Here is a 20,756-nt window from a genome sequence, read left to right on the forward strand (position 1 = left end):
GCAACTCGCTGTCGAAAACTGCATAACTCATTGTTTACCAAGGAGTTTTCCGTTTCGACTGCGCCGGAAGTGGGGCGAATTATAGACTTCCAGAATCTGCCGTCAACCCTTAATTACGCTTTTCTATAAGGATGCTCAAAATCGCTGCTTATATATAGACGCGCCCGCCATGAATGCGCAGTATATTGCCCAATAACACTCTCGCTTCCTACTTCGGACGATGCCACGCCATGAATGACCAACCTCGCAGCCTTGCCTCGACCCTGTTTTCGGTTGGCCTGCTATTGATAGCCATGGCATCGATCCAGTCAGGAGCCTCCCTTGCTAAAAGCATGTTCCCCATTATCGGTGCGCAAGGGACCACCACCCTGCGGCTAATCTTCGCCAGCGTGATCATGATGTTGATACTGCGCCCCTGGCGAGCGAAGCTCACCGCAAAATCCCTGCGCACCGTCATCGTCTACGGAATGGCGTTGGGCGGCATGAACTTCCTCTTCTATATGTCCTTGCAAACCGTCCCCCTCGGTATCGCGGTTGCGCTGGAATTCACCGGCCCACTGGCGGTAGCCATCTACGCCTCACGTCGCGCGATCGATTTTTTGTGGATCGCCCTGGCAGCCGTCGGCTTGCTGCTGTTAATACCTATGGGAGAAACGACCGCGGGAATCGATCTGGTAGGCGCCGGTTATGCATTGGGAGCAGGTGTCTGCTGGGCGCTGTACATTCTGTTCGGCCAAAAGGCCGGTGTCGACAATGGCGTGCAGACCGCGGCGCTGGGGGTGATGATTGCGGCACTTTTTGTAGCTCCTATCGGCATCGTCCATGCTGGCGCCGCGCTGCTCACTCCCTCACTGATCCCCGTGGCCATCGCTGTCGCCATCCTGTCCACCGCCGTGCCCTACACGCTGGAGATGGTCGCCCTCACCCGAATCCCGACCCGGACATTCGGCACGTTGATGAGCATTGAACCTGCGATCGGCGCACTGTCAGGCCTGTTGTTTCTCCATGAGCACCTCTCACTGCCACAATGGATGGCCATCATGTGCATCATTCTGGCTTCCATAGGCGCGACCATGACCATGGGGAGCGCAGCCAAGCCTGCCGTCGCTGCAGATTGAGACAGGATTTGACGAGGGTCTGGTATTTGCCGCGCAATTAGGCCATGTTTAGGCCCACAACCCAGTGTCAGACATGGATTTTTCAGATAGGGATATCAGAACGCTTCAAGCGAAAGCGAATGCAGCCAAACCCGGGCGCAAAGATCCGGGGACGCTATAAGGACAGTAATGAAACGAATTTTGATACTGATCGCCGTACTTGCGGTTGCGGGCTGCGCGGCGACATCGAAAACCCAGATTAAACACGGCAAGAAAGGGCTGCATATCAACTGTTCCGGGCTGTCGTCATCCTGGGACAAGTGCTACACCAGCGCAGCCAACTCGTGCGCTCCCAAAGGTTACAAGGTCATCGCCAAATCAGGGGACGCTGTGGAAGAACCAGGCGATTACCCGTTCGGCCTCAACCCTGCCGGCTATACCAGCCGCAGCATGATAGTCATCTGCAAATAGATTGATGCCGTCTTGTCAGGTTCGTGAACCTGCGATCTGGCGGCCAATCTCATCGTAACTGGACTTCAGTACCGCGCGCTGAATGTCCGGCGTGGCCAGCATTCGCGCAATGACCAATGCACCGATACATTGCGACAGAATCGCCCAGGCCAGGCTGTCGCTTTCCAGAACCTGCGCCCAACTCTTCTGAAGCCGACAAATCCAGTTCTCCGCCTGCTGACGAATCATCACGTCTGAACGTGCAATCTCAGCCCCCAATGCCGGCAAAGCACAACCGGATTCCGGGTGCTCGACATGGGCCATGCTCAGATAGTGTTTCAGGCAGCGCTGGAGCTTCTCAGGACTCTGGTCCGCCCCTAAACGCTCCAGGCTTTGAGACAGCTCACGCTCGACGATTGAAGCGAACAGCTCATCCTTCGACGAAAAGTGACTGTAGAACGCCCCGCCACTCAAACCGATCGCCTTCATCAAACCGTCGACACCTACCGTTGAAAAACCAGACTTCTTGGCCGACACCGCACTGCTTTCAAGTAGTTTCTCTTTGGTTTCCAGTTTGTGATTGGCCGAGTAACGCATTGCCTTGCCCTCAGGATTGATCGCCTTGACGCTTGCCGAATCGTAGCATATCGTTCGTTTAGTTAACGATCGTTTAGCAAAGGGATCTACCCATGAATAACAAGAAGGTCGTACTGGTTGTAGGTGCAGGGGATGCCACCGGCGGCGCAATTGCAAAACGCTTTGCGCAGGAAGGATTTGTGGCGTGTGTAACCCGCCGCAGCGCGGACAAACTCCAGCCGTTGGTGGACGCCATCAAGGCCGATGGCGGTGACGCCCACGGATTTGCCTGCGATGCGCGCAAGGAAGAGGACGTGATTGCTTTAGTTGAGCAGATCGAAAGCCAGATTGGCCCGATCGAAGCGTTCGTTTTCAACATCGGCGCCAATGTGCCTTGCAGTATTCTCGAAGAAACCGCGCGCAAATATTTCAAGATATGGGAAATGGCCTGCTTCTCGGGTTTTCTCAACGCTCGTGAAGTGGCCAAGCGCATGGCCAAGCGTCAACGGGGTACGATCTTGTTCACCGGCGCTACCGCCGGCCTGCGTGGGGCCTCAGGATTTGCAGCGTTCGCCGGCGCCAAGCACGGGATTCGCGCCCTGGCGCAAAGCATGGCGCGTGAATTGGGGCCGATGAACATTCACGTCGCCCATGTTGTAGTCGACGGTGCCATTGATACCGATTTTATCCGAGAGAGTTTCCCAGAAAAGTACGCGACCAAGGACCAGGACGGCATTCTCAATCCAGAGCACATTGCCGAGAACTATTGGTACCTGCACAGCCAGCCCCGTGACGCATGGACCTTCGAGCTGGACCTGCGCCCCTGGAGCGAACGCTGGTAACCCCCCCTAAAAATAATAAGCAGAGCGCATCGACCATGAGCAAAACCGTGGAGTTCTATTTCGACCTCGGCAGCCCCGCCACCTACCTGGCCTATACCCAACTGCCGAAGATCTGCGAGCAGACCGACAGCCAGTTGATCTACACACCCATCCTGCTGGGAGGTATCTTCAAAGCCACTGGTAACGCCTCCCCCGCAACCATCCCCGCCAAGGGCCACTACATGTTTCAAGACCTGGACCGCTACGCCAAGCGCTATGGCGTGCCACTGAAGTTCAATCCCCAATTCCCTATCAACACCCTGATGCTGATGCGCGCTGTCACCGGCATACAGTTGCGCCATCCCGAGCGCTTTCAGGCGTTCATCGATTGCCTGTTTCACGCCCTCTGGGTTGAAGGCCACAGCCTCGATGACCTGGCGACTGTCGCGTCAGTACTGACACAGAACGGTTTCGATCCGAATGCGGTGCTGGCCCTGACCGCCGATGAGGAAGTCAAAGCCACTCTCAAGGACAACACAGAGAAAGCGGTGCAACGGGGCGTATTCGGTGCCCCGAGCATGTTTGTCGATAATCAGCTGTTCTTCGGCCAGGATCGCCTGGACTTCGTCCTTGAAGCCCTGAGTTAAATCTCGACGACCAGCCGCCCCTGCGCAGTTCCCGAAACGAGCAGCTCATGGGCGGCTTCGGCGGTTTGCAGCGTGAACTGCCGAGGGTCGAGCAGCGGTTTTAACTGACCCGCCTCGATCAACTGCGCAGCCTCCCGAAGTATTTCCCCGTGATGCTCGCGCCCCTTGCCAGTCAGCAACGGCAACAATGTGAACACTCCAGAATAAGTCGCCCCACGAAACGAGAGCGGCGCAAGACTGTGCTGTCCCCATCCAAGACAACTCACAACATGTCCCTCGTAGACCCGAGCAGCCTTGAATGAAGCGTCCAACGTCTCTCCACCCACGGTGTCGTTATTTCGCAATTTCCCGTCAGAGGTGGCTGTGGGATTAATCTTCCTCCCCCTCACTCATGCCGATAAAAGACACTATATAGCTATAGTGACCATGCTCATTTGGCATCAATGAGAAACCCCGTGGACAAACTCAATGCAATGGCGATCTTCGTCCGTGTTGTCGAACGTGGCAGCTTTTCTGCCGTCGCCCGGGAATTGCAGACCAGTCAGCCGACCATCAGCAAAGTGCTGCGAGCACTGGAAACAGAGCTGGGTGGAAAGTTGATTTCCCGCAGCACCCGACATCTGTCCCTGACCGACGAAGGTCAGCGGTACTACAGCGAATGTCGACTAATTCTGGCGGCCGTAGACGCTGCAGAACACAGTTTTCACTCCGGCCGCGAAGCTGTTGCTGGAAACCTGCTGAACACTCAGAACCTATGGGTTTACGAGAGAGATGCCCAACGTCACGAAGTGCGAATCAAGGGCAATGCACAAAGCAACAACTCCGAGGCAATCCGCGAGATGGTACTGGGGGGATTGGGAATTGCGCTGTCGCCGTTTTGGCTGTTCAGCGAGGACTTGAAGGCGGGGCGCGTGACAGCGATTCTGCTGGAATACAGCGCCCAGTCACTGCCGGTTCATGCCGTGTCCCCGGCGAATCGTCGCCAATCCGCCAGGGTCAAAGCCTTTGTCGACTACATGAGCCAAGCGCTCGAAGAAGCGCCTGAACTCCAACCGATCAAATAGCCGCAGTCCGGGTGTTCAACCACTCAAGGGCTGCACCGTCGAGCAACGGGCTCAAGCGCTGGCGCACCTCGGCGTGGTAGGCGTTGAACCACTGTTTTTCTTCATCGGTCAGCAGCGATGGCTCCAGGCAGCGAGTGTCGATCGGGCACAAGGTCAGGGTTTCGAACTTCAGGAACTCACCGAACTCGCTTTTGCCCGCCTCACGGTTCAACACCAGGTTCTCGATCCGCACACCCCAGCGGCCCGGACGGTAAGTGCCCGGTTCGATGGAGGTGATCATGCCCGGCTGCATCGCGGTTTGCGGTGCCGCGGCGGCCTGATAGGCGATGACCTGCGGGCCTTCGTGCACGTTGAGGAAGTAGCCGACGCCATGACCGGTGCCGTGACCGTAATCAACGCTTTCAGCCCAGATCGGCGCGCGGGCAATCGAATCGAGCAACGGCGAGAGAATGCCACGAGGGAATTGCGCACGGGACAGCGCTATTACGCCTTTGAGCACCCGCGTGCAATCGCGCTTCTGCTCATCGGTCGGCGTACCGACCGGCACCATCCGCGTGATATCAGTGGTGCCGCCCAAGTACTGGCCGCCCGAGTCGATCAACAACAGACCGTCGCCTTCGATCACCGCGTGTTCTTCTTCGGTGGCGTGGTAGTGCGGCATCGCGCCATTGGCGTTGAACGCGGCAATGGTGTTGAAGCTCAGCGATACATAACCCGGGCGTCGGGTACGCGCGGCCGTCAGGTGTTCGTCGATGGTCAGCTCGGTGATGCGCTCACGACCCAACGCAGTGTCCAGCCAGGTGAAGAATTCACACAGCGCCGCGCCGTCCTGTTCCATGGCCTGACGAATGTGCTCGGCATCGGCCAGGCTTTTCTGCGACTTGGCCAACGTCGTCGGGTTCAGGCCTTCGACCAGCTTCACGCCGCTATCCAGGTTATCCAGCAAGCCGGCGGTGACGCGCGCCGGATCGACTTGCAGACTCGCCCCGCTCGGTACGGCGCGCAAGGCGGCGGCCACTTCGCTGTAATCGCGCAGGGTCACGCCGTCCTTTTCGAGGGTCGCGCGTAGCTCGGCATCGACCTTGCTCAACGCAACGAACAAAGTTGCTTGCTGCTGGCTGATCAAGGCAAAGGAAACAAACACCGGGTTGAACGACACGTCGCCGCCGCGCAGGTTGAACAGCCAGGCGATGTCATCGAGGGTGGCGATGAAGTGCCAGTCGGCACTGCGATCTTTCAAAACCTCACGCAGCTTGGCCAGTTTCTCGCCGCGGCTGACCGTCGCCTGAGGCGGCAGGTGTTGATAGATCGGTGCATTCGGCAGCGTCGGACGGTCGCTCCAGACTTCGTTCAACACATCGATGTCAGTGCGCAGACTAGCGCCGCGTTCTTCGAGCTTGCCACCCAACGTACGCGCCGAAGCCACGGCCATTACCGCGCCATCTACCGCGACGACGCCGCCTTCAGGGGTTTGCTCGGCCAGCCAGTCCAGCGGGCCGGGCTGCCCCGGCTGCAGCTTGACCAGTTCGATCCCGCTGCCCTTGAGTTCCTTGGTCGCTTGTTCCCAGTAACGGCTGTCGGCCCAGACGCCGGCAAAGTCCGGCGTAACGATCAGCGTGCCAACCGAGCCATGGAAGCCCGACAACCATTGCCGCCCTTGCCAGTAACCCGGCAGGTATTCCGAAAGGTGCGGGTCGGCCGACGGCACCAGCAGAGCGTGAATGCCCTCCCGGCTCATCAGTTCGCGGGTTTGCGCCAGGCGTTGGGGCACCGATCCATTGATCGAAGGCTGCGTACTCATCATGTCTCCTGCTAATCACTTCATCATTATTGTTGAGTGCCGATCAACGCCGGCACTTTCAGACCTTATTGCCAAAATGCCGGAGCACTGGCGCAGGCCGCTTTAATCAGATGTACCGCTTGGTCGATGTCCTGCTCGGTGGTGAATCGGCCGAGACTCAAGCGAATGGTGCGACTCGCCGAGCGGGCGTCATGCCCCAGGGCCAGCAGCACATGGGAGGGCGCATTGCTGGCGGAGTTGCAGGCCGAGGTCGCGGAAAACGCAATCGAGGTGCTCAACGCCGCTGAATTGAACTCGCCTTCGCTGAAGGTCAGGCTCAAGGTATGAGGGATGCGTTGGGTCGGACTGCCATTGAGGCGAACCCCGGGAATGCTCAGCAATTGCTCAAGCAAGCGTTCACGCAGACGCACGATCGCGGCTTTCTCTTCATCGAAAGAGGCGGCGGCCAACGCGAAGGCCTCACCCATGGCAGCGATTTGGTGAGTCGCCAGGGTGCCGGAACGCAAACCGCCCTCGTGACCACCGCCGTGGATCTGCGCCTGCAAACGCTGTTGCGCGCGCGGCCCGACGTACAGCGCGCCGATGCCTTTTGGGCCGTAAATCTTGTGGGCGGAAAATGACATCAGATCCACTGGCAACCGGGCCAGATCGATCTCCACTTTGCCTGCACCTTGAGCCGCGTCGACATGGAACAACGCATTGCGAGCACGCACGACTTCGCCGATGGCCGGAATATCGTTGACGGTGCCCAGCTCGTTATTGACCAGCATCAACGACACCAGAAAGGTGTCTTCGCGCATCGCTTCGCTGACCGCTTGCGGGGTAATCAGACCCTCGGCGTCAGGCACCAGATAAGTCACCGCAACACCGGCGTCCTGCAACTGCTTTGCCGTGTCGAGAATCGCTTTGTGTTCGATCTGGCTGGTGATGATGTGGCCGCCAGAAACGCCGCGAGCCTGGGCCACGCCCTTGAGTGCAAGGTTGTTCGATTCGGTGGCACCGGAGGTCCAGACAATCTGGTCCGCCTGAGCACAGACCAGTTCGGCGACCTGCCGCCGCGCCTGCTCGACCGTTTGCCGGGCCTGTTGACCGAACGCATGGGAGCTGGACGCCGGATTGCCGAAGTTGCCGGTAAAACCCAGACACTCGACCATGACCTTGATGACTCGCTCATCCACCGGCGTGGTGGCGGCGTAGTCGAAATACAGAGGACGTTTATTCATAGAAGACTCGCAGAGCATGTTCCGGGATCAGGAGGCTCGTCACTGAAACGTCAAAGCGCAGCCTCGTGAGCTGCGCCGATGTCCAGAGCGTTAGCAATACCTGATCGGAGGCCGTTAAAGAAGAACAACTTCATTTAAAAGTGCGTAGGAACGCTCCTGAAGTCGAGCTTAACAGGCATCGGGCAACCGGTTGAAGCAATGCGTCAGCGAAAGCTTTCGAGCAACAACGGATACAGCGAAGCCACCAGCAGCAAGGCCATGCCCCAGTTGAACAACCGCAACCAGCGGCGATCCTTCAGCACGTTGCGCAACAACGTGCCGCAGCCTGCCCAGACACTGACGCTCGGCAGGTTGATCAAGGCGAACACGGCCGCAATCACGATCACATTGGTGAAGTAACCCTGCATCGGCGTGTAGGTGCTGATGGCACCAATGGCCATGATCCAGGCCTTGGGATTGACCCACTGAAACGCTGCGGCGCCCAAATAGCTGATCGGCTTACTCTCGCCCTTTTCACTCTCGGAAACCGGTCCCGAATGGGCGATTTTCCACGCCAGATACAACAAATACGCCGCGCCGACGTAACGCAGCACGCTGTAGAGCAAAGGATAAGTTTGAAACACTGCGCCCAAGCCGAAACCTACCGCCACCACGAGCACGAAGAAGCCGCAGGTGATGCCAAGCATGTGGGGGATGGTGCGGTTAAAGCCGAAGTTCACACCCGATGCCAGCAACATCGTGTTGTTGGGGCCGGGCGTAATCGAGGTGACAAGCGCAAACAGGGCGAAGCCCAGCAGCAAATCAAGCGAGAGCGTCATGGGTGGCAGTCCATAGGGTCAGTCAGGTGTTGACCCTATCGCACGCCTTGAGGGAAACCCACGGACAGTTGCGTGAAACTTCAAGCGGTACAGTTTTCTCTCAGCTAGGACGACCGTGAAGCTGTACAGCACGTTCGGCATTCATCTCGCCTTTTTTGTTGAAACTGAACGACTTTTGCGGCTGGCCGAGCAATTCGGCTTTCTTCGCGTGGTACTCGTCGAAAGAAAGACCGCGACGATTCAACGCCTCAAGCGCCAGCTCCCTGGTTTCTTCCGCAGTGTACGGCCGTAATTCCGGGGAAACATGGCTGGCACATCCGGCGAGCACGGACACCGCAAGCAGCAAGAAAGTAGCGATTAGAGGTTTCATGGTGAGCGTCCTGGCAACTGGGTTCGAGGCAATGAACACAGGCTACGCCGGGCATCCGATCAGCAGAAATCACCGCTCTCGATAGTGGCTATCGACTTTGACCAATGCCCCTCAGGCAGGGCGCCTTATATCTCCAAACGATCTATAAGTATTAATTTACGGTCTTTTGCGGAATAACGCAGAACCTTTATAACAACTGCATCGCTTCACGCACTGTTGCCCAAGCAACTGTTTGCCTGGCAACAGTCATTCAACAAACAGCTCTGCCATTCGAACAGCGTCTACCGGCCAACTGGCCGAGCAATTGCCGATCGAAAGCAAGTTTCTTCCAGGCCCTGACCCTGCCGATTGGCGTCTACGCCACCGAAGCCGATTTCTCGAATTATCAAATAACCAGTGAGCCCTTGAAGGCCCGCATTCGTCATGCCGCAGAACGCGCCGCGCCGTTGTTTGGCGTGCACCCCAAAAATCTGCTGAAAATCGCTTAAGGATTTCTTCATGGATGTTTTCTGGTTTCTGCCGACTCACGGCGACGGCCATTACCTGGGCACCTCTCAGGGCGCTCGCCCGGTGACACTCAACTACCTGAAACAAGTGGCCCAGGCGGCCGACAGCCTCGGCTACCACGGTGTACTGATTCCGACCGGGCGCTCCTGCGAGGATTCGTGGGTGATTGCTTCGGCGCTGGTGCCGCTGACCGAACGCCTGCGTTACCTGGTGGCGATTCGACCGGGGATCATCTCGCCGACGGTCTCGGCGCGTATGGCCGCGACACTGGATCGACTGTCCAATGGCCGCTTGCTGATTAACGTGGTCACGGGGGGTGACCCGGATGAAAACCGTGGCGACGGCATCTTCCTCGACCACAGCGAACGCTACGAAGTGACCGACGAATTCCTGCAAATCTGGCGCCGGGTGCTGCAAGGCGAATCGGTGGATTTCGAAGGCAAACACCTGCAAGTGCAGAACGCCAAGGCGCTGTATCCGCCGGTGCAAAAACCCTATCCGCCGCTGTACTTCGGCGGTTCTTCCGAGGCAGCGCATGAACTGGCCGCCGAGCAGGTTGATGTCTACCTGACCTGGGGCGAACCACCCTCCGCCGTGGCGGAAAAACTGGCCGATGTGCGTGAACGTGCCGCCCGAAACGGTCGCACGGTGAAGTTCGGGATTCGCTTGCACGTGATCGTCCGCGAGACCGCTGAAGAGGCCTGGAAAGCCGCGGATAAACTCATCGAGCACATCAGCGACGAGACCATCGCCGCCGCGCAGAAGTCGTTCTCGCGTTTCGATTCCGAAGGTCAGCGGCGCATGGCGGCGTTGCATGACGGGCGGCGCGACAACCTGGAAATCTCCCCCAACCTCTGGGCCGGTGTCGGCCTGGTGCGTGGCGGTGCCGGGACGGCGTTGGTGGGCGATCCGCAGCAAGTGGCGGCGCGAATCAAGGAGTACGCGGACCTGGGGATCGAGAGTTTTATCTTCTCCGGCTATCCGCACCTCGAAGAGGCTTACCGTTTTGCCGAGTTGGTGTTCCCGCTGTTGCCTGAGCCGTACGCAAGCCTGGCCGGGCGTGGGGTTACCAATCTCACCGGGCCGTTTGGCGAAATGATCGCCAATGATGTGCTGCCGGCCAAAGCCACGGCCTGACCAGGTAATCCATGTGGGAGCGGGCTTGCTCGCGAAGGCGTCAGTACCGTCGACATTGATGTTGAATGTTATGGCCTCTTCGCGAGCAAGCACGCTCCCACAGGGGATTTGCGTCGACTCATATGAGGAACCCCGCGTGACTGCCAAGCCGCAAAGCGCCCTGCTATCCCCCTTACACACCGCTCGCCAATTGGCCGCCGAGTTTGCCCTGACCGCTGTCGAGCGCGATGAACGTGGCGGTACGCCCAAAGCCGAACGTGACGCCTTGCGCCACAGCGGTCTGCTCGCGTTAAGCATTCCCGTCCAGTACGGCGGCCTCGGCGCCAGCTGGAGTGAAACCCTGACCATCGTGCGCGAGTTCGCCAAGGTCGACAGTTCGATTGCCCATGTCTTCGGCTTCCATCACCTGATGCTCGCCACCGTGCGTCTGTTCGCCCGGCCCGAGCAGTGGCAGCCATGGTTCGAACAGACCGCACGCAAGAACTGGTTCTGGGGCAACGCCCTGAACCCGCTGGACACCCGCACCGTGGTGAAGAACCTCGGTGACTGGCGTGAATTTTCCGGCAAGAAAAGCTTCTGCTGCGGCGCCAGCGATTCGCAAATGCTGATTGCCTCGGCCGTCGACGAAAGCGCTGGCGGCAAGCTGTTGATCGCCGCGATTCCCAGCGGTCGCAGCGGCATCACCTTGCATAACGACTGGAACAACATGGGCCAGCGCCAGACCGACAGCGGCAGCGCGACATTCGAACGGGTACGGGTCGAAGAGTCGGAATTGCTGCTCGATCCGGGTCCGTTGAGTACGCCATTCGCCTGCCTGCGGCCGTTGATTGCCCAGCTGACCTTCACCCATGTGTTCCTCGGCATCGCCGAAGGTGCCTTCGAAGAAGCGCGGCAATACACCCTTACCGAGACCCGTCCGTGGCACAAATCCAGTGCTCAGGATGTGCGTCAGGATCCTTATGTACTCGGCCACTATGGCGAATTCTGGGTCGCCCTCGAAAGTGTTCGACTGCTGGTGGAGCGCGCTACCGGGTTGCTCGACAACGCCTGGGCCAAAGGCCCGAACCTCAGCGCCGAGGAACGTGGACATCTCGCTAACGCCATCGCCACGGCCAAGGTCGCTGCCACTCGCAACGGTCTGGAACTCTGTAGCCGGTTGTTCGAAGTGACCGGCACCCGTTCAACTCATGCCTCACTGCAACTGGACCGCCATTGGCGCAACCTGCGCACGCAAACCCTGCACGACCCGGTGGATTACAAACTCCATGAACTGGGTGACTGGGCACTGAATCAGTCCCTACCGATCCCGACTTTCTATTCATAGAGATTGCCTAATGCAGCTTCTGACCTTACCGCCCTCTCCCGCTCTGGCCACCTCGATCCGCGCCACGGCGCAGGTGTTCGAAGACCCGAAATCCCAGGCCTTGCTCGCCCACATTCAACAAGTCGCACCGAGTGAAGCCAGCGTGCTGATCATCGGCGAAACCGGCACCGGCAAGGAGCTGGTGGCGCGGCATATTCACAACCTCAGCGCCCGGCGTAACCGGCCTTTCGTGGCAGTGAACTGCGGCGCATTCTCCGAATCCCTGGTGGAGGCCGAGCTGTTCGGCCATGAAAAAGGTGCCTTCACCGGTGCGTTGAGCGCCAAGGCCGGTTGGTTCGAGGAGGCCGATGGCGGCACGTTGTTCCTCGACGAAATCGGCGACTTGCCGATGTCGATTCAGGTCAAGTTGTTGCGGGTGTTGCAGGAGCGCGAAGTGGTGCGACTGGGTTCGCGCAAGAGCATTCCCATCAATGTGCGCGTGCTGGCGGCGACCAACGTGCAACTGGAGAAAGCCATCAACGCCGGGCATTTCCGCGAGGATTTGTACTACCGCCTCGACGTGGTCAGCCTGGAATTGAGCCCGCTGCGCGACCGCCCCGGCGACATCCTGCCGCTGACCCGACACTTCGTCGAAGCCTACAGCCAGCGCCTCGGCTACGGCACCATCACCATCAGCAAAGACGCCGAACTGAAACTGCGCAGCTACAGCTGGCCGGGCAACATCCGCGAACTGGAAAACGTCATTCACCACACCCTGCTGATCTGCCGTAACGGCGTGATCCAACGCGACGACTTGCGCCTGTCGAACATGCGCATCGAGCGTCAGGACGATTACCACAGCTCCGTCGACGATTCACCCGAAGCCCTGCTCGATCGGGCCTTTCAAAAGCTCTTCGAAGAACAGGCCGGGGCCCTTCACGAGAAAGTCGAAGACGCGTTGCTGCGAGCCGCCTATCGCTTCAGCCATTACAACCAGGTGCACACTTCAGCCTTACTGGGGCTGAGCCGCAACGTCACCCGCACGCGACTGATCAAGATCGGCGAACTGGCGGTGAACAAGCGCCGGCCCACGGAAAACCTTCAGGGCGAGCGTGTCATGCAGTTGTCGATCTAACCCACCAGATTGCAGTGCAGCGCGTTGTCGTGGCTGCGTTCCAGGCTGTGCAGCACCAGGAACGAGCCGAAGGTCACGGTTTTCGCCTGATGGGCGCGGATCAGTTGCCAGAAATCCTGCTCGCCGCTTTCAAAGCTTTTAAACGCGGCCTCTCCCGCCTCGCGTGTTTGCCATTGCAGGTAGTTGAGCACTCGCCGGCCATCGTCGCTGGCCTGGATGCTGGCACTCAAAAAACCTGTGAAGTCCTGAGCCAGACGTTCGGTCTGTTTCGACAGTGCCAACACCAGCGCGGGCTGTTGAGGGGGTTCAATCTCGAATTCAATCAATTGGGTGAAGCTGCGATTTTTCTCTAGTGCTTGCATGAATAGTTCCCACTCACCTGTAAGCCGGATCTTGTGATCCGAAGGCTTGCAGGGTAAAACCTCGAGTTAACTTTAGGTCAAGGGGCATTTTTTAAATGATCACCTCGGACAATCTGCACAAGGAACTCACCGTCGGCCAAGTGGCTGCGCGCAGTGGCGTCGCGGTCACGGCGCTGCACTTTTACGAGTCCAAGGGTTTGATCAAAAGTAATCGCAACCAGGGCAACCAGCGGCGTTATCCACGGGAAGTGTTGCGGCGGGTGGCGTTGATCAAAGTGGCTCAGCGATTGGGCATTCCGTTGGCGGAGATTGGTGAGGCATTGAAATCGCTGCCGGACAATCGGGCGCCGACGGCAGCGGACTGGAAGGTGTTGTCGGCGCAGTGGAGTCGGGATCTGGATGAGCGGATCAATCAGCTGACCTTGCTGCGGGACCGGCTCAATGGCTGCATTGGCTGTGGGTGTCTGTCGATGGAGGCATGTCCGTTACGCAACTTTGGCGATGTGCTGGGGGAGCGAGGGCCCGGGGCGCAGTTGCTGGAATCGGGTACTGATCCGAAATAGCGGTGCGGCCCTCGCGAGCAGGCTCTCCCACACTGGATTTAGGAACGCCACAGATCAAATGTGGGAGATTCTATGTTGCAGGGGAACCCTGCAGCCTTAAATCAGGTTGGTATGGATGAAGTCGGTGAAAACCTTGATGTCCAGGTCCACGCCTTCCTTGGCCAGGGTCGGTTTGACGAATTCGAGGATTTCCGCGTGCGGCACCGGGGGGCGCTGATCCGAGCCAATGTTTTCGGGGAGTACTGGGCCGCTCAGAGGTTTTTTTCATGAGCGACCCGAGCAATCTGCTGCTTCGCTGTTGATGGCTGAACATTAGTGCTGCTGCTCGTCGGACACTCGGTTGCAGAAAAGAGGCTGACCTATAGTTATCCGGCCGGAAAACGGCACAAGATCTTTCTCGACTGACAACAAAAACAGGGAGAACAACCATGAGCGTCAAACCCATTCCAGAGGGTTATCACAGCATCACGCCTTATCTGGGCATTCAAAAAGCAGCCGAAGCCATCGAGTTCTACAAGAAAGCCTTTGGTGCCACCGAAGTCATGCGCCTGTCCATGCCCGATGGCGGCATCGGGCATGCCGAACTGCGCATCGGCGACTGCCCGATCATGCTTGGCACACCGTGCGATCAGGGCCCGCTGAGCAATCCGGACAAGTCGCCGTCCGTGGGCCTGCACTTGTATGTGAACGATGTGGACAAGTCTTATAAACAGGCGATTGCGGCTGGCGGTACGGTGGTGTCCGAGGTCAAGGATCAGTTTTATGGCGACCGCTCGGGGACCCTGAAGGATCCCTATGGGCATCTGTGGTTTCTGGCCACGCGCAAGGAAGATCTGACTCAGGCGCAGATCGAGCAGCGGGCGAAGGAGATGTTCAAACAGGGTTGAGTTTTGCATCGAATGGTCTGGCCCTTCGCGAGCATGCCCGCTCCCACATTAGATTTTCAGCGAACACACATTATGTAAACGACAGAGATCAAATGTGGGAGCGGGCTTGCTCGCGATGGGCCCCTCACAAACACCGCACATCCCCTTGAACACACTTCATGAACAAGCGCACCACGCTTTGCGCCTTGCCGTAACCGCTCAACAATTTCAGGATGCAGGCAACTACAACAAGGAGTCACCCCCATGTTTGCCGGATTCCTGAAAGACCAGCGCCACGTCAACGGCGTGGACATTGCCTACCGCATCGGCGGCAACGGGCCGGGCCTGCTGTTGCTGCACGGTCACCCGCAAACCCACGTCATCTGGCACAAGGTTGCCGAACAACTGGCCGAACACTTCACCGTGATCGCCGCCGACCTTCGAGGTTACGGTGACAGCGGTAAGCCGCCGGCCAACGATCACCACACCCATTATTCGAAACGCGAAATGGCCAAGGACGGTGTCGAGCTGATGAAGTCCCTGGGCTTCGCTCAATTCTCGGTGCTGGCCCACGACCGTGGCGCCCGCGTGGCCCATCGTCTGGCGCTGGATCATCCCGATGCCGTGCAACGCCTGGTACTGCTCGACATCGCGCCCACCCTGTCGATGTATGCGCAAACCAACGAAGCCTTTGCCCGCGCCTACTGGCACTGGTTCTTCCTGATCCGCCCGGCGCCGCTGCCGGAAACCCTGATCGAAGCCGACCCCGAATCGTACCTGCGCAGCGTAATGGGCAGTCGCAGCGCCGGACTCAAACCGTTCACCCCTGAAGCCTTTGGCGAATACCTGCGCTGCCTGAAACTGCCGGGCACCGCGCGCGGCATCTGCGAGGACTACCGCGCCAGCGCCGGCATCGATCTGGAACATGACCGCGCCGACATCGCCGCCGGCCGTCACCTGCACCTGCCGCTGCTGGTTCTGTGGGGCGCCGAAGGCACGGTCGGACGCTGCTTCGAGCCGCTCAAGGAATGGCAACACGTGGCCACCGACGTCCGCGGCAAAGCGCTGCCCGCCGGCCATTACCTTGCCGAAGAAGCCCCCGACCTGTTACTCGCCGAAGTCCTGGGTTTCCTGCGCTGACACCCGCGCCTTACTGACCTGAATCCACCTCCCACCGCGGGTCGCCACTGGCCTGCGCGGGATCGTCATGCCCAAAAACCGTCTCGAGATAATAAAAATGACAATCAGAAAACTGCTGGGAACCCTCTATGTGCAGGTGCTCATCGCCATCGCTCTGGGCATTGTGATCGGTCATTACTGGCCGCAAATCGGCATTGACCTAAAGCCGTTGGGCGACGGCTTCATCAAGCTGATCAAGATGATCATCGGCCCGATCATCTTCTGCACGGTGGTCTCCGGCATCACCAGCATGCACGACGTGAAGCAGGTCGGTCGGGTGGGCGGCAAGGCATTGCTGTATTTCGAAGTCGTCTCGAGCATTGCCCTGGTGATTGGCATGCTGGCGGCGCATCTGCTGCATCCGGGCGCGGGCTTCAACATCGACGTGAAGACGCTCGACTCCTCGGCGATTGCCGGTTTTGTCGGCCAGGCCGAACACGGCGAAGGCGTCACCGGTTTCTTGCTGCACGTGATTCCGACGACTTTTTTTGATGCGTTCTCCAAGGGCGAAATCCTGCCTGTGCTGTTCGTCTCGGTACTGTTCGGCATTGCCCTGGTGATGGTCGGTGAAAAGGGCCGGCCACTGGTGGGCGTGATCAATCAGGCCAGCGAAGTGTTCTTCCGCATTGTCGGCATCATCAGTCGCGCGGCACCGATCGGTGCGTTTGGTGCGATTGCGTTCACCATCGGCAAGTACGGCCTCGGTTCGTTGCTGCCGCTGCTGAAACTGCTCGGCACCTTTTACCTGACCGCGTTCATTTTCATTGCCTGTGTACTCGGCAGCATCGCCCGTTATGCCGGCTTCAGCATTTTCAAACTGCTGGCGTACATCAAGGCCGAACTGTTGATCGTGCTCGGCACCAGCTCTTCGGAATCGGCACTGCCGCAGCTGATTCAAAAACTCGAAAGCCTTGGCGCGTCCAAAGGCGTGGTGGGGATTGTCGTTCCGACCGGCTACACGTTTAACCTGGACGGCACCAACATCTACATGACCCTGGCGGTGCTGTTTCTCGCCCAGGCGACCAACATCGACTTGAGCCTTGAGCAGCAACTGACGCTGTTGGCAGTGGCGATGCTCACCTCCAAAGGTGCGGGCGCGGTGGTCGGCGCGGGCTTCGTCGCGCTGGCGGCGAGCCTGGCGGTAGTGCCGACCGTGCCGGTGGCGGCGATGGTATTGATCCTCGGCGTCGACCGTTTCATGGCCGAATGCCGATCCCTGACCAACATCATCGGCAACGCCGTCGCAGCACTGGTCGTGGCGGCATGGGAAGGCGAACTGGATCGCAGCAAGATGGCGCCGATTGCCCTCAAGCGCGGTCGCCATGCGCGGGCAGCAGCGGCTGAGGCCAAGTTGTCCGCCGAATAATCAGCCCTCGCGGCGATGCTATGCTGGCGGCTCATGCCGCCAGTGCCCGTTCTGTGATGACCACCAAGAAAGACACCGTGCCCCTTCCCGAAGACCTGCGTGTATTACTCACCGTCATTCGCAAGAGCTGTTTTGCCGCCGCGGCGGATGAATTGGGCCTGTCACCCGCCTACGTCAGCAAACGAATCCAGATTCTCGAAACCACCCTCGGCACCCGTCTGCTGCACCGCACCAGCCGCCGCATCGCCCTGACCGAAGACGGTGAGCGTGTACAGCGCTGGGCCCTGCGGATTCTCGATGACTTCCAGCAACTGCACGACGAACTCTCCGATGCCCACGACAGCCCTCGCGGGCGTCTGCATTTGTGCAGCAGTTTCGGTTTCGGGCGTAACCATGTGGCCCCGGCCCTGTCGTTGCTGGCCGAGCGTTATCCGGACCTGGAGATTCGCCTGGACCTGTTCGATCGGGTGGTGGACATCGTCAGCGAAGGCTTTGATCTGGAGATCCGCGTCGGCGACGACATTCCCGGTCAGCACATCGGCCGGCGCCTGGTGAGCAATCGGCGCGTGCTCTGCGCGGCGCCGACCTACCTGCAACGACACGGCACACCCCAGACGCTGGAAGAGCTGGAGCAGCATCATTGCCTGGTGATCAAGGAGCGCGACAACGCGTTCGGCATCTGGAACCTGGAGCGCGACGGGGTTCAGGAAAGCGTGCGCGTCAGCGGGCCGTTGTCGTCCAACAGCGGGGAGATTGTCTTGCAGTGGGCACTGGATGGGCGCGGGGTGTTGCTGCGTTCGCTGTGGGATGTGAAGCCATTGCTGGAACAGGGGCGATTGGTGCAATTACTGCCCGACTACACACAAAGCGCCAACGTCTGGGCGGTGTACCCGACGCGGTTGGCGTACTCGGGGAAGTTACGGGCGTGTGTGGAGTTTTTGCAGGAACATTTCAAGGGGTTGTCGGTTTAGCCTGGCGCAATACGAGTCCTCACCGGGATTTGTGCCTGTATAAAATCAACTGTGGGAGCGGGCTTGCTCGCGAAGGCGTCGTGTCAGCCGACATCGGCTCTGACTGATACGACGCCTTCGCGAGCAAGCCCGCTCCCACCGTTGGATCTGTGTTTCAGCTTAGCCAGGGGTTGGCGGCCAGGTGTTGGCGTTCGAAGGCTTTGATCTGCTCGCTACGCTGCAAGGTGCTGCCGATCGCATCGAGGCCGAGTAACAGTGAAGTCTTGCGCAAGGTATCGATCTCGAACGGGATGACCTGACCGTCCTGCAACCTGATCTGCTGCGCCTCCAGATCGACACTGATCCCGGCACTGTCCGGCTGGCTGACGATGTGTCCGAGCCGCTGTAACACTGGCTCATCGAGGGTAATCAGCAGCACTCCATTGCGCTGGCAGTTGTCATAAAAAATTCCGGCAAAGCTGCTGCCAATCAGCGCCCGGATGCCCATCTGCTTCAAGCCCCAGACCGCATGCTCGCGGCTCGACCCGCAGCCGAAATTCGGCCCGACCACCATGAAACTCGCTCCCTGCCACGCCGGTTGGTTCAGCACGAACCCGGGGTTGAGTGAACCGTCGGGCAGAAACCGCAGATCAAAAAACAAACCACGGTCCAGTCCGGCGCGGTCGATGCCCTTGAGGAATTGCTTGGGCATGATCACGTCGGTGTCGATGTTGGCCGCGAGCATCGGGGCGGCCTTGCCGCTGACCTGGGTGAAGGGTTGCAGGCTCATGGGCGGTCTCCAAAGTGACGGATGTCGGTCAAGCGGCCGGTGATCGCGGCGGCGGCGACCATGGCCGGGCTCATCAGGTGGGTGCGGGCACCGGCGCCCTGCCGGCCTTCGAAATTACGGTTGGTGCTAGAGGCGCAACGGTCGCCCGGCGCCAGTACATCGTCGTTCATGGCCAGGCACATGGAGCAGCCGGACTGCCGCCATTCGAACCCGGCGTCGATGAAGATCGCCGCCAGCCCCTCGGCCTCGGCCTGCTCACGGACTTCGGTGGAGCCGGGAACGATCATCGCCCGCACATGCTTGGCCACGTGTTTGCCGCGTACCACGCTGGCGGCATCGCGCAGGTCTTCGATGCGAGCGTTGGTGCAGGAACCGATGAACGCATGGCTGATGACGATTTCACTCAGCGGCATGCCGGCTTCAAGGCCCATGTAGTTCAGGGCGCGGCGCATGTCCTGACGCAGGATCAGGTCGCTGACGTCTTGCGGATCAGGCACGCGAGCGCCGATCGGCGATGCCTGATCCGGGCTGGTGCCCCAGGTGACCATCGGCTCCAACGCGCTGGCGTCCAGATAAACTTCACGGTCGAACTGCGCATCGGCGTCGCTGTGCAAGGCGCGCCACGTTTCCACGGCACGCTCCCACAACTCGCCTTTGGGCGCGCGGGGTTTGTCCTTGAGGTAGGCGAAGACTTTTTCGTCCGGCGCCATGAATGCACCTCGTGCCCCAGCCTCCACCGCCATGTTGCAGATGGTCATGCGTGCTTCGACGCTCAGGGCATCGATGGTCGAGCCGCGAAACTCGATGGCGTACCCGGTGGCCCCCGACGCGCCGATCTGGCCGATCAGCGCCATGATCACGTCCTTGGAGGTCAACCCAGGCGCCAGTTCGCCATCCACCGTTACCCGCATGCTTTTCAGGCGTTTGTAGACCAGCGTCTGGGACGCCAGCAGGTGTTCGATCTCGGAGGTGCCGATGCCGAAACCGAAGGCGCCGAGGGCACCGTAGGTGGTCGTGTGGCTGTCGCCAGCGGCAATCACCATGCCTGGCAGGATGAAGCCCTGTTCCGGGGCAATCACATGTTCGATGCCCTGGCGCTTGTCGAGGATGTCGAGCAATTCGATGCCGAAATCCCGGCAGTTTTCCGCCAGGTACGACACTTGCCGCGCACCACCGGGATCGGGCATGGCCGCCACACGCCTGGGTGCCGTGGGGTTGACGTGATCGACCACCGCCAACGCGGTTCCGGCACGCCAGACCCCGCGTTTGGCCTCGCGCAGACCGCTGAAGGCCTGGGGGCTGGTGTATTCGTTGATGACTTGACGATCGATGTACAACAGGACATGGCCCTGGTCATCAAGGCGACACACCGTGTGGGAATCGATGTGTTTGTCGTAGAGGGTTCTTGCTGGAGTCATGGAAGTACTCGCTCAGGCTCGCGGGTTACAGCGTCTGGGCCCCATCTTAGGCAGTCGCCCGCGCCCATCAATGGCCTGAAAGTGATCCCTTGGAACATGGTTCGTGTTGGATCAGGAAACACCGTAATCAACGGTGAATACACACCCCTGTAGGAGTGAGCCTGCTCGCGATAGCGGTGTGTCAGTCAAAAAGTATGTTGATTGACACACCGCTTTCGCGAGCAAGCTCGCTCCCACAAAAGCCAGCCCTCCAACAATACGAAACATTTTCTTTCACATCCCCCTTCGGGATTTTGGATGCTCATCCGTCTTA

At 59.3% G+C, this 20,756-nt stretch carries 21 protein-coding genes and 3 pseudogenes; 14 read left to right on the top strand and 10 right to left on the bottom strand.

Annotation, left to right across the window (positions count from 1 at the left end):
* Positions 1-230: 230 nt before the first annotated feature.
* Both rhtA and FQ187_RS09025 read left to right on the top strand, forming a co-directional pair.
* A complete protein-coding gene (rhtA, locus tag FQ187_RS09020; protein ID WP_149629188.1) occupies positions 231-1,118 on the top strand; it encodes a threonine/homoserine exporter RhtA in 888 nt (295 codons plus the stop codon).
* Between the two features lie 168 nt (positions 1,119-1,286).
* Positions 1,287-1,568, top strand: coding sequence for a hypothetical protein (locus tag FQ187_RS09025; RefSeq protein WP_046049236.1), 282 nt, complete (start codon positions 1,287-1,289; stop codon positions 1,566-1,568).
* A gap of 15 nt (positions 1,569-1,583) precedes the next feature.
* On the opposite strand, the gene FQ187_RS09030 is transcribed toward FQ187_RS09025, so the two are convergent.
* Positions 1,584-2,144 carry a TetR/AcrR family transcriptional regulator gene (locus FQ187_RS09030; RefSeq protein WP_149629189.1) on the bottom strand — a complete coding sequence of 187 codons (561 nt, stop codon included), beginning with the start codon at positions 2,142-2,144 and terminating at the stop codon, positions 1,584-1,586.
* Between the two features lie 92 nt (positions 2,145-2,236).
* Between FQ187_RS09030 and FQ187_RS09035 the strand changes: the two genes are divergently transcribed.
* Together FQ187_RS09035 and FQ187_RS09040 are read left to right on the top strand one after the other, a co-directional pair.
* The gene (locus FQ187_RS09035; protein ID WP_134419200.1) at positions 2,237-2,965 is read left to right on the top strand and encodes an SDR family oxidoreductase; all 729 of its coding nucleotides are present in this window, start codon (positions 2,237-2,239) and stop codon (positions 2,963-2,965) included.
* Positions 2,966-3,000: 35 nt separating this feature from the next.
* Positions 3,001-3,591 carry a 2-hydroxychromene-2-carboxylate isomerase gene (locus FQ187_RS09040; RefSeq protein ID WP_149629190.1) on the top strand — a complete coding sequence of 197 codons (591 nt, stop codon included), beginning with the start codon at positions 3,001-3,003 and terminating at the stop codon, positions 3,589-3,591.
* Here FQ187_RS09040 and FQ187_RS09045 read toward each other — a convergent pair.
* Positions 3,588-3,923, bottom strand: a pseudogene (locus tag FQ187_RS09045) (zinc-binding dehydrogenase); the annotation flags it as partial. The gene FQ187_RS09040 and the pseudogene FQ187_RS09045 sit on opposite strands and share 4 nt — an antisense overlap.
* A gap of 123 nt (positions 3,924-4,046) precedes the next feature.
* Here FQ187_RS09045 and FQ187_RS09050 point away from each other — a divergent pair.
* The gene (locus tag FQ187_RS09050; protein ID WP_149629191.1) at positions 4,047-4,655 is read left to right on the top strand and encodes a LysR family transcriptional regulator; all 609 of its coding nucleotides are present in this window, start codon (positions 4,047-4,049) and stop codon (positions 4,653-4,655) included.
* On the opposite strand, the gene FQ187_RS09055 is transcribed toward FQ187_RS09050, so the two are convergent.
* The 4 genes from FQ187_RS09055 to FQ187_RS09070 form a co-directional block, all read right to left on the bottom strand.
* Entirely contained in the window at positions 4,648-6,456 is a 1,809-nt protein-coding gene (locus FQ187_RS09055) for an aminopeptidase P family protein (protein ID WP_149629192.1), read from the bottom strand. The genes FQ187_RS09050 and FQ187_RS09055 overlap by 8 nt on opposite strands.
* Positions 6,457-6,521: 65 nt before the next feature.
* A complete protein-coding gene (locus FQ187_RS09060) occupies positions 6,522-7,679 on the bottom strand; it encodes a cysteine desulfurase family protein (protein ID WP_149629193.1) in 1,158 nt (385 codons plus the stop codon).
* Positions 7,680-7,882: 203 nt separating this feature from the next.
* On the bottom strand, positions 7,883-8,497 hold the full coding sequence (locus FQ187_RS09065; RefSeq protein WP_149629194.1) for a LysE family translocator: 615 nt from the start codon (positions 8,495-8,497) through the stop codon (positions 7,883-7,885).
* Positions 8,498-8,597: 100 nt separating this feature from the next.
* Positions 8,598-8,867, bottom strand: a complete 270-nt coding sequence (locus FQ187_RS09070; protein WP_149629195.1) for a hypothetical protein — start codon at positions 8,865-8,867, stop codon at positions 8,598-8,600.
* A 320-nt stretch (positions 8,868-9,187) separates the two neighbouring features.
* Between FQ187_RS09070 and FQ187_RS09075 the strand changes: the two are divergent.
* From FQ187_RS09075 to FQ187_RS09090, 4 genes and pseudogenes are all read left to right on the top strand, one after another.
* Positions 9,188-9,355 (top strand): annotated as a pseudogene (locus FQ187_RS09075) (FMN reductase); the annotation flags it as partial.
* Positions 9,356-9,365: 10 nt separating this feature from the next.
* Positions 9,366-10,511, top strand: a complete 1,146-nt coding sequence (gene ssuD / locus FQ187_RS09080) for an FMNH2-dependent alkanesulfonate monooxygenase (protein ID WP_149629196.1) — start codon at positions 9,366-9,368, stop codon at positions 10,509-10,511.
* 136 nt (positions 10,512-10,647) lie between these two features.
* Complete coding sequence (locus FQ187_RS09085) at positions 10,648-11,835, top strand: acyl-CoA dehydrogenase family protein (protein WP_149629197.1); 1,188 nt, start codon at positions 10,648-10,650, stop codon at positions 11,833-11,835.
* A gap of 10 nt (positions 11,836-11,845) precedes the next feature.
* Complete coding sequence (locus FQ187_RS09090; RefSeq protein WP_149629198.1) at positions 11,846-12,949, top strand: sigma-54-dependent Fis family transcriptional regulator; 1,104 nt, start codon at positions 11,846-11,848, stop codon at positions 12,947-12,949.
* On the opposite strand, the gene FQ187_RS09095 is transcribed toward FQ187_RS09090, so the two are convergent.
* Positions 12,946-13,311: an antibiotic biosynthesis monooxygenase gene (locus FQ187_RS09095; protein WP_149629199.1), complete on the bottom strand. Its 366-nt coding sequence runs from the start codon at positions 13,309-13,311 to the stop codon at positions 12,946-12,948. The genes FQ187_RS09090 and FQ187_RS09095 overlap by 4 nt on opposite strands.
* A 95-nt stretch (positions 13,312-13,406) precedes the next feature.
* On the opposite strand from FQ187_RS09095, the gene soxR reads away from it, so the two are divergent.
* Positions 13,407-13,874 carry a redox-sensitive transcriptional activator SoxR gene (soxR, locus tag FQ187_RS09100; protein ID WP_149629200.1) on the top strand — a complete coding sequence of 156 codons (468 nt, stop codon included), beginning with the start codon at positions 13,407-13,409 and terminating at the stop codon, positions 13,872-13,874.
* Between the two features lie 105 nt (positions 13,875-13,979).
* On the opposite strand, the pseudogene FQ187_RS09105 reads toward soxR, so the two are convergent.
* A pseudogene (locus FQ187_RS09105) lies at positions 13,980-14,129 on the bottom strand (hypothetical protein); the annotation flags it as partial.
* A 173-nt stretch (positions 14,130-14,302) separates the two neighbouring features.
* Between FQ187_RS09105 and FQ187_RS09110 the strand changes: the two are divergent.
* From FQ187_RS09110 to FQ187_RS09125, 4 genes are all read left to right on the top strand, one after another.
* Positions 14,303-14,761, top strand: a complete 459-nt coding sequence (locus FQ187_RS09110) for a VOC family protein (RefSeq protein ID WP_149629201.1) — start codon at positions 14,303-14,305, stop codon at positions 14,759-14,761.
* Between the two features lie 243 nt (positions 14,762-15,004).
* Positions 15,005-15,880, top strand: a complete 876-nt coding sequence (locus FQ187_RS09115; RefSeq protein WP_149629202.1) for an alpha/beta fold hydrolase — start codon at positions 15,005-15,007, stop codon at positions 15,878-15,880.
* Between the two features lie 97 nt (positions 15,881-15,977).
* Positions 15,978-17,285 (top strand): C4-dicarboxylate transporter DctA, encoded by a 1,308-nt coding sequence (gene dctA / locus FQ187_RS09120; protein ID WP_149629203.1) that lies wholly within the window; start codon positions 15,978-15,980, stop codon positions 17,283-17,285.
* 20 nt (positions 17,286-17,305) lie between these two features.
* Positions 17,306-18,256, top strand: a complete 951-nt coding sequence (locus FQ187_RS09125; protein WP_149629204.1) for a LysR substrate-binding domain-containing protein — start codon at positions 17,306-17,308, stop codon at positions 18,254-18,256.
* Between the two features lie 154 nt (positions 18,257-18,410).
* On the opposite strand, the gene leuD is transcribed toward FQ187_RS09125, so the two are convergent.
* Entirely contained in the window at positions 18,411-19,025 is a 615-nt protein-coding gene (gene leuD, locus FQ187_RS09135) for a 3-isopropylmalate dehydratase small subunit (protein ID WP_149629205.1), read from the bottom strand.
* Entirely contained in the window at positions 19,022-20,443 is a 1,422-nt protein-coding gene (gene leuC / locus FQ187_RS09140; protein WP_149629206.1) for a 3-isopropylmalate dehydratase large subunit, read from the bottom strand. Before leuC ends, leuD begins: the two co-directional genes overlap by 4 nt.
* Between the last annotated feature and the right edge of the window lie 313 nt (positions 20,444-20,756).

Source organism: Pseudomonas sp. ANT_J28 (assembly GCF_008370005.1).
In the GTDB taxonomy this organism is placed as follows: Bacteria; Pseudomonadota; Gammaproteobacteria; order Pseudomonadales; family Pseudomonadaceae; genus Aquipseudomonas; species Aquipseudomonas frigoris.

Coding starts and splice junctions, on each gene's coding strand:
- rhtA (WP_149629188.1), top strand. CDS start 231: ATGAATGACCAACCTCGCAGCCTTGCCTCGACCCTGTTTTCGGTTGGC.
- FQ187_RS09025 (WP_046049236.1), top strand. CDS start 1,287: ATGAAACGAATTTTGATACTGATCGCCGTACTTGCGGTTGCGGGCTGC.
- FQ187_RS09030 (WP_149629189.1), bottom strand. CDS start 2,144: ATGCGTTACTCGGCCAATCACAAACTGGAAACCAAAGAGAAACTACTT.
- FQ187_RS09035 (WP_134419200.1), top strand. CDS start 2,237: ATGAATAACAAGAAGGTCGTACTGGTTGTAGGTGCAGGGGATGCCACC.
- FQ187_RS09040 (WP_149629190.1), top strand. CDS start 3,001: ATGAGCAAAACCGTGGAGTTCTATTTCGACCTCGGCAGCCCCGCCACC.
- FQ187_RS09055 (WP_149629192.1), bottom strand. CDS start 6,456: ATGAGTACGCAGCCTTCGATCAATGGATCGGTGCCCCAACGCCTGGCG.
- FQ187_RS09060 (WP_149629193.1), bottom strand. CDS start 7,679: ATGAATAAACGTCCTCTGTATTTCGACTACGCCGCCACCACGCCGGTG.
- FQ187_RS09065 (WP_149629194.1), bottom strand. CDS start 8,497: ATGACGCTCTCGCTTGATTTGCTGCTGGGCTTCGCCCTGTTTGCGCTT.
- FQ187_RS09070 (WP_149629195.1), bottom strand. CDS start 8,867: ATGAAACCTCTAATCGCTACTTTCTTGCTGCTTGCGGTGTCCGTGCTC.
- ssuD (WP_149629196.1), top strand. CDS start 9,366: ATGGATGTTTTCTGGTTTCTGCCGACTCACGGCGACGGCCATTACCTG.
- FQ187_RS09090 (WP_149629198.1), top strand. CDS start 11,846: ATGCAGCTTCTGACCTTACCGCCCTCTCCCGCTCTGGCCACCTCGATC.
- FQ187_RS09095 (WP_149629199.1), bottom strand. CDS start 13,311: ATGCAAGCACTAGAGAAAAATCGCAGCTTCACCCAATTGATTGAATTC.
- soxR (WP_149629200.1), top strand. CDS start 13,407: ATGATCACCTCGGACAATCTGCACAAGGAACTCACCGTCGGCCAAGTG.
- FQ187_RS09110 (WP_149629201.1), top strand. CDS start 14,303: ATGAGCGTCAAACCCATTCCAGAGGGTTATCACAGCATCACGCCTTAT.
- FQ187_RS09115 (WP_149629202.1), top strand. CDS start 15,005: ATGTTTGCCGGATTCCTGAAAGACCAGCGCCACGTCAACGGCGTGGAC.
- dctA (WP_149629203.1), top strand. CDS start 15,978: ATGACAATCAGAAAACTGCTGGGAACCCTCTATGTGCAGGTGCTCATC.
- FQ187_RS09125 (WP_149629204.1), top strand. CDS start 17,306: ATGCTGGCGGCTCATGCCGCCAGTGCCCGTTCTGTGATGACCACCAAG.
- leuD (WP_149629205.1), bottom strand. CDS start 19,025: ATGAGCCTGCAACCCTTCACCCAGGTCAGCGGCAAGGCCGCCCCGATG.
- leuC (WP_149629206.1), bottom strand. CDS start 20,443: ATGACTCCAGCAAGAACCCTCTACGACAAACACATCGATTCCCACACG.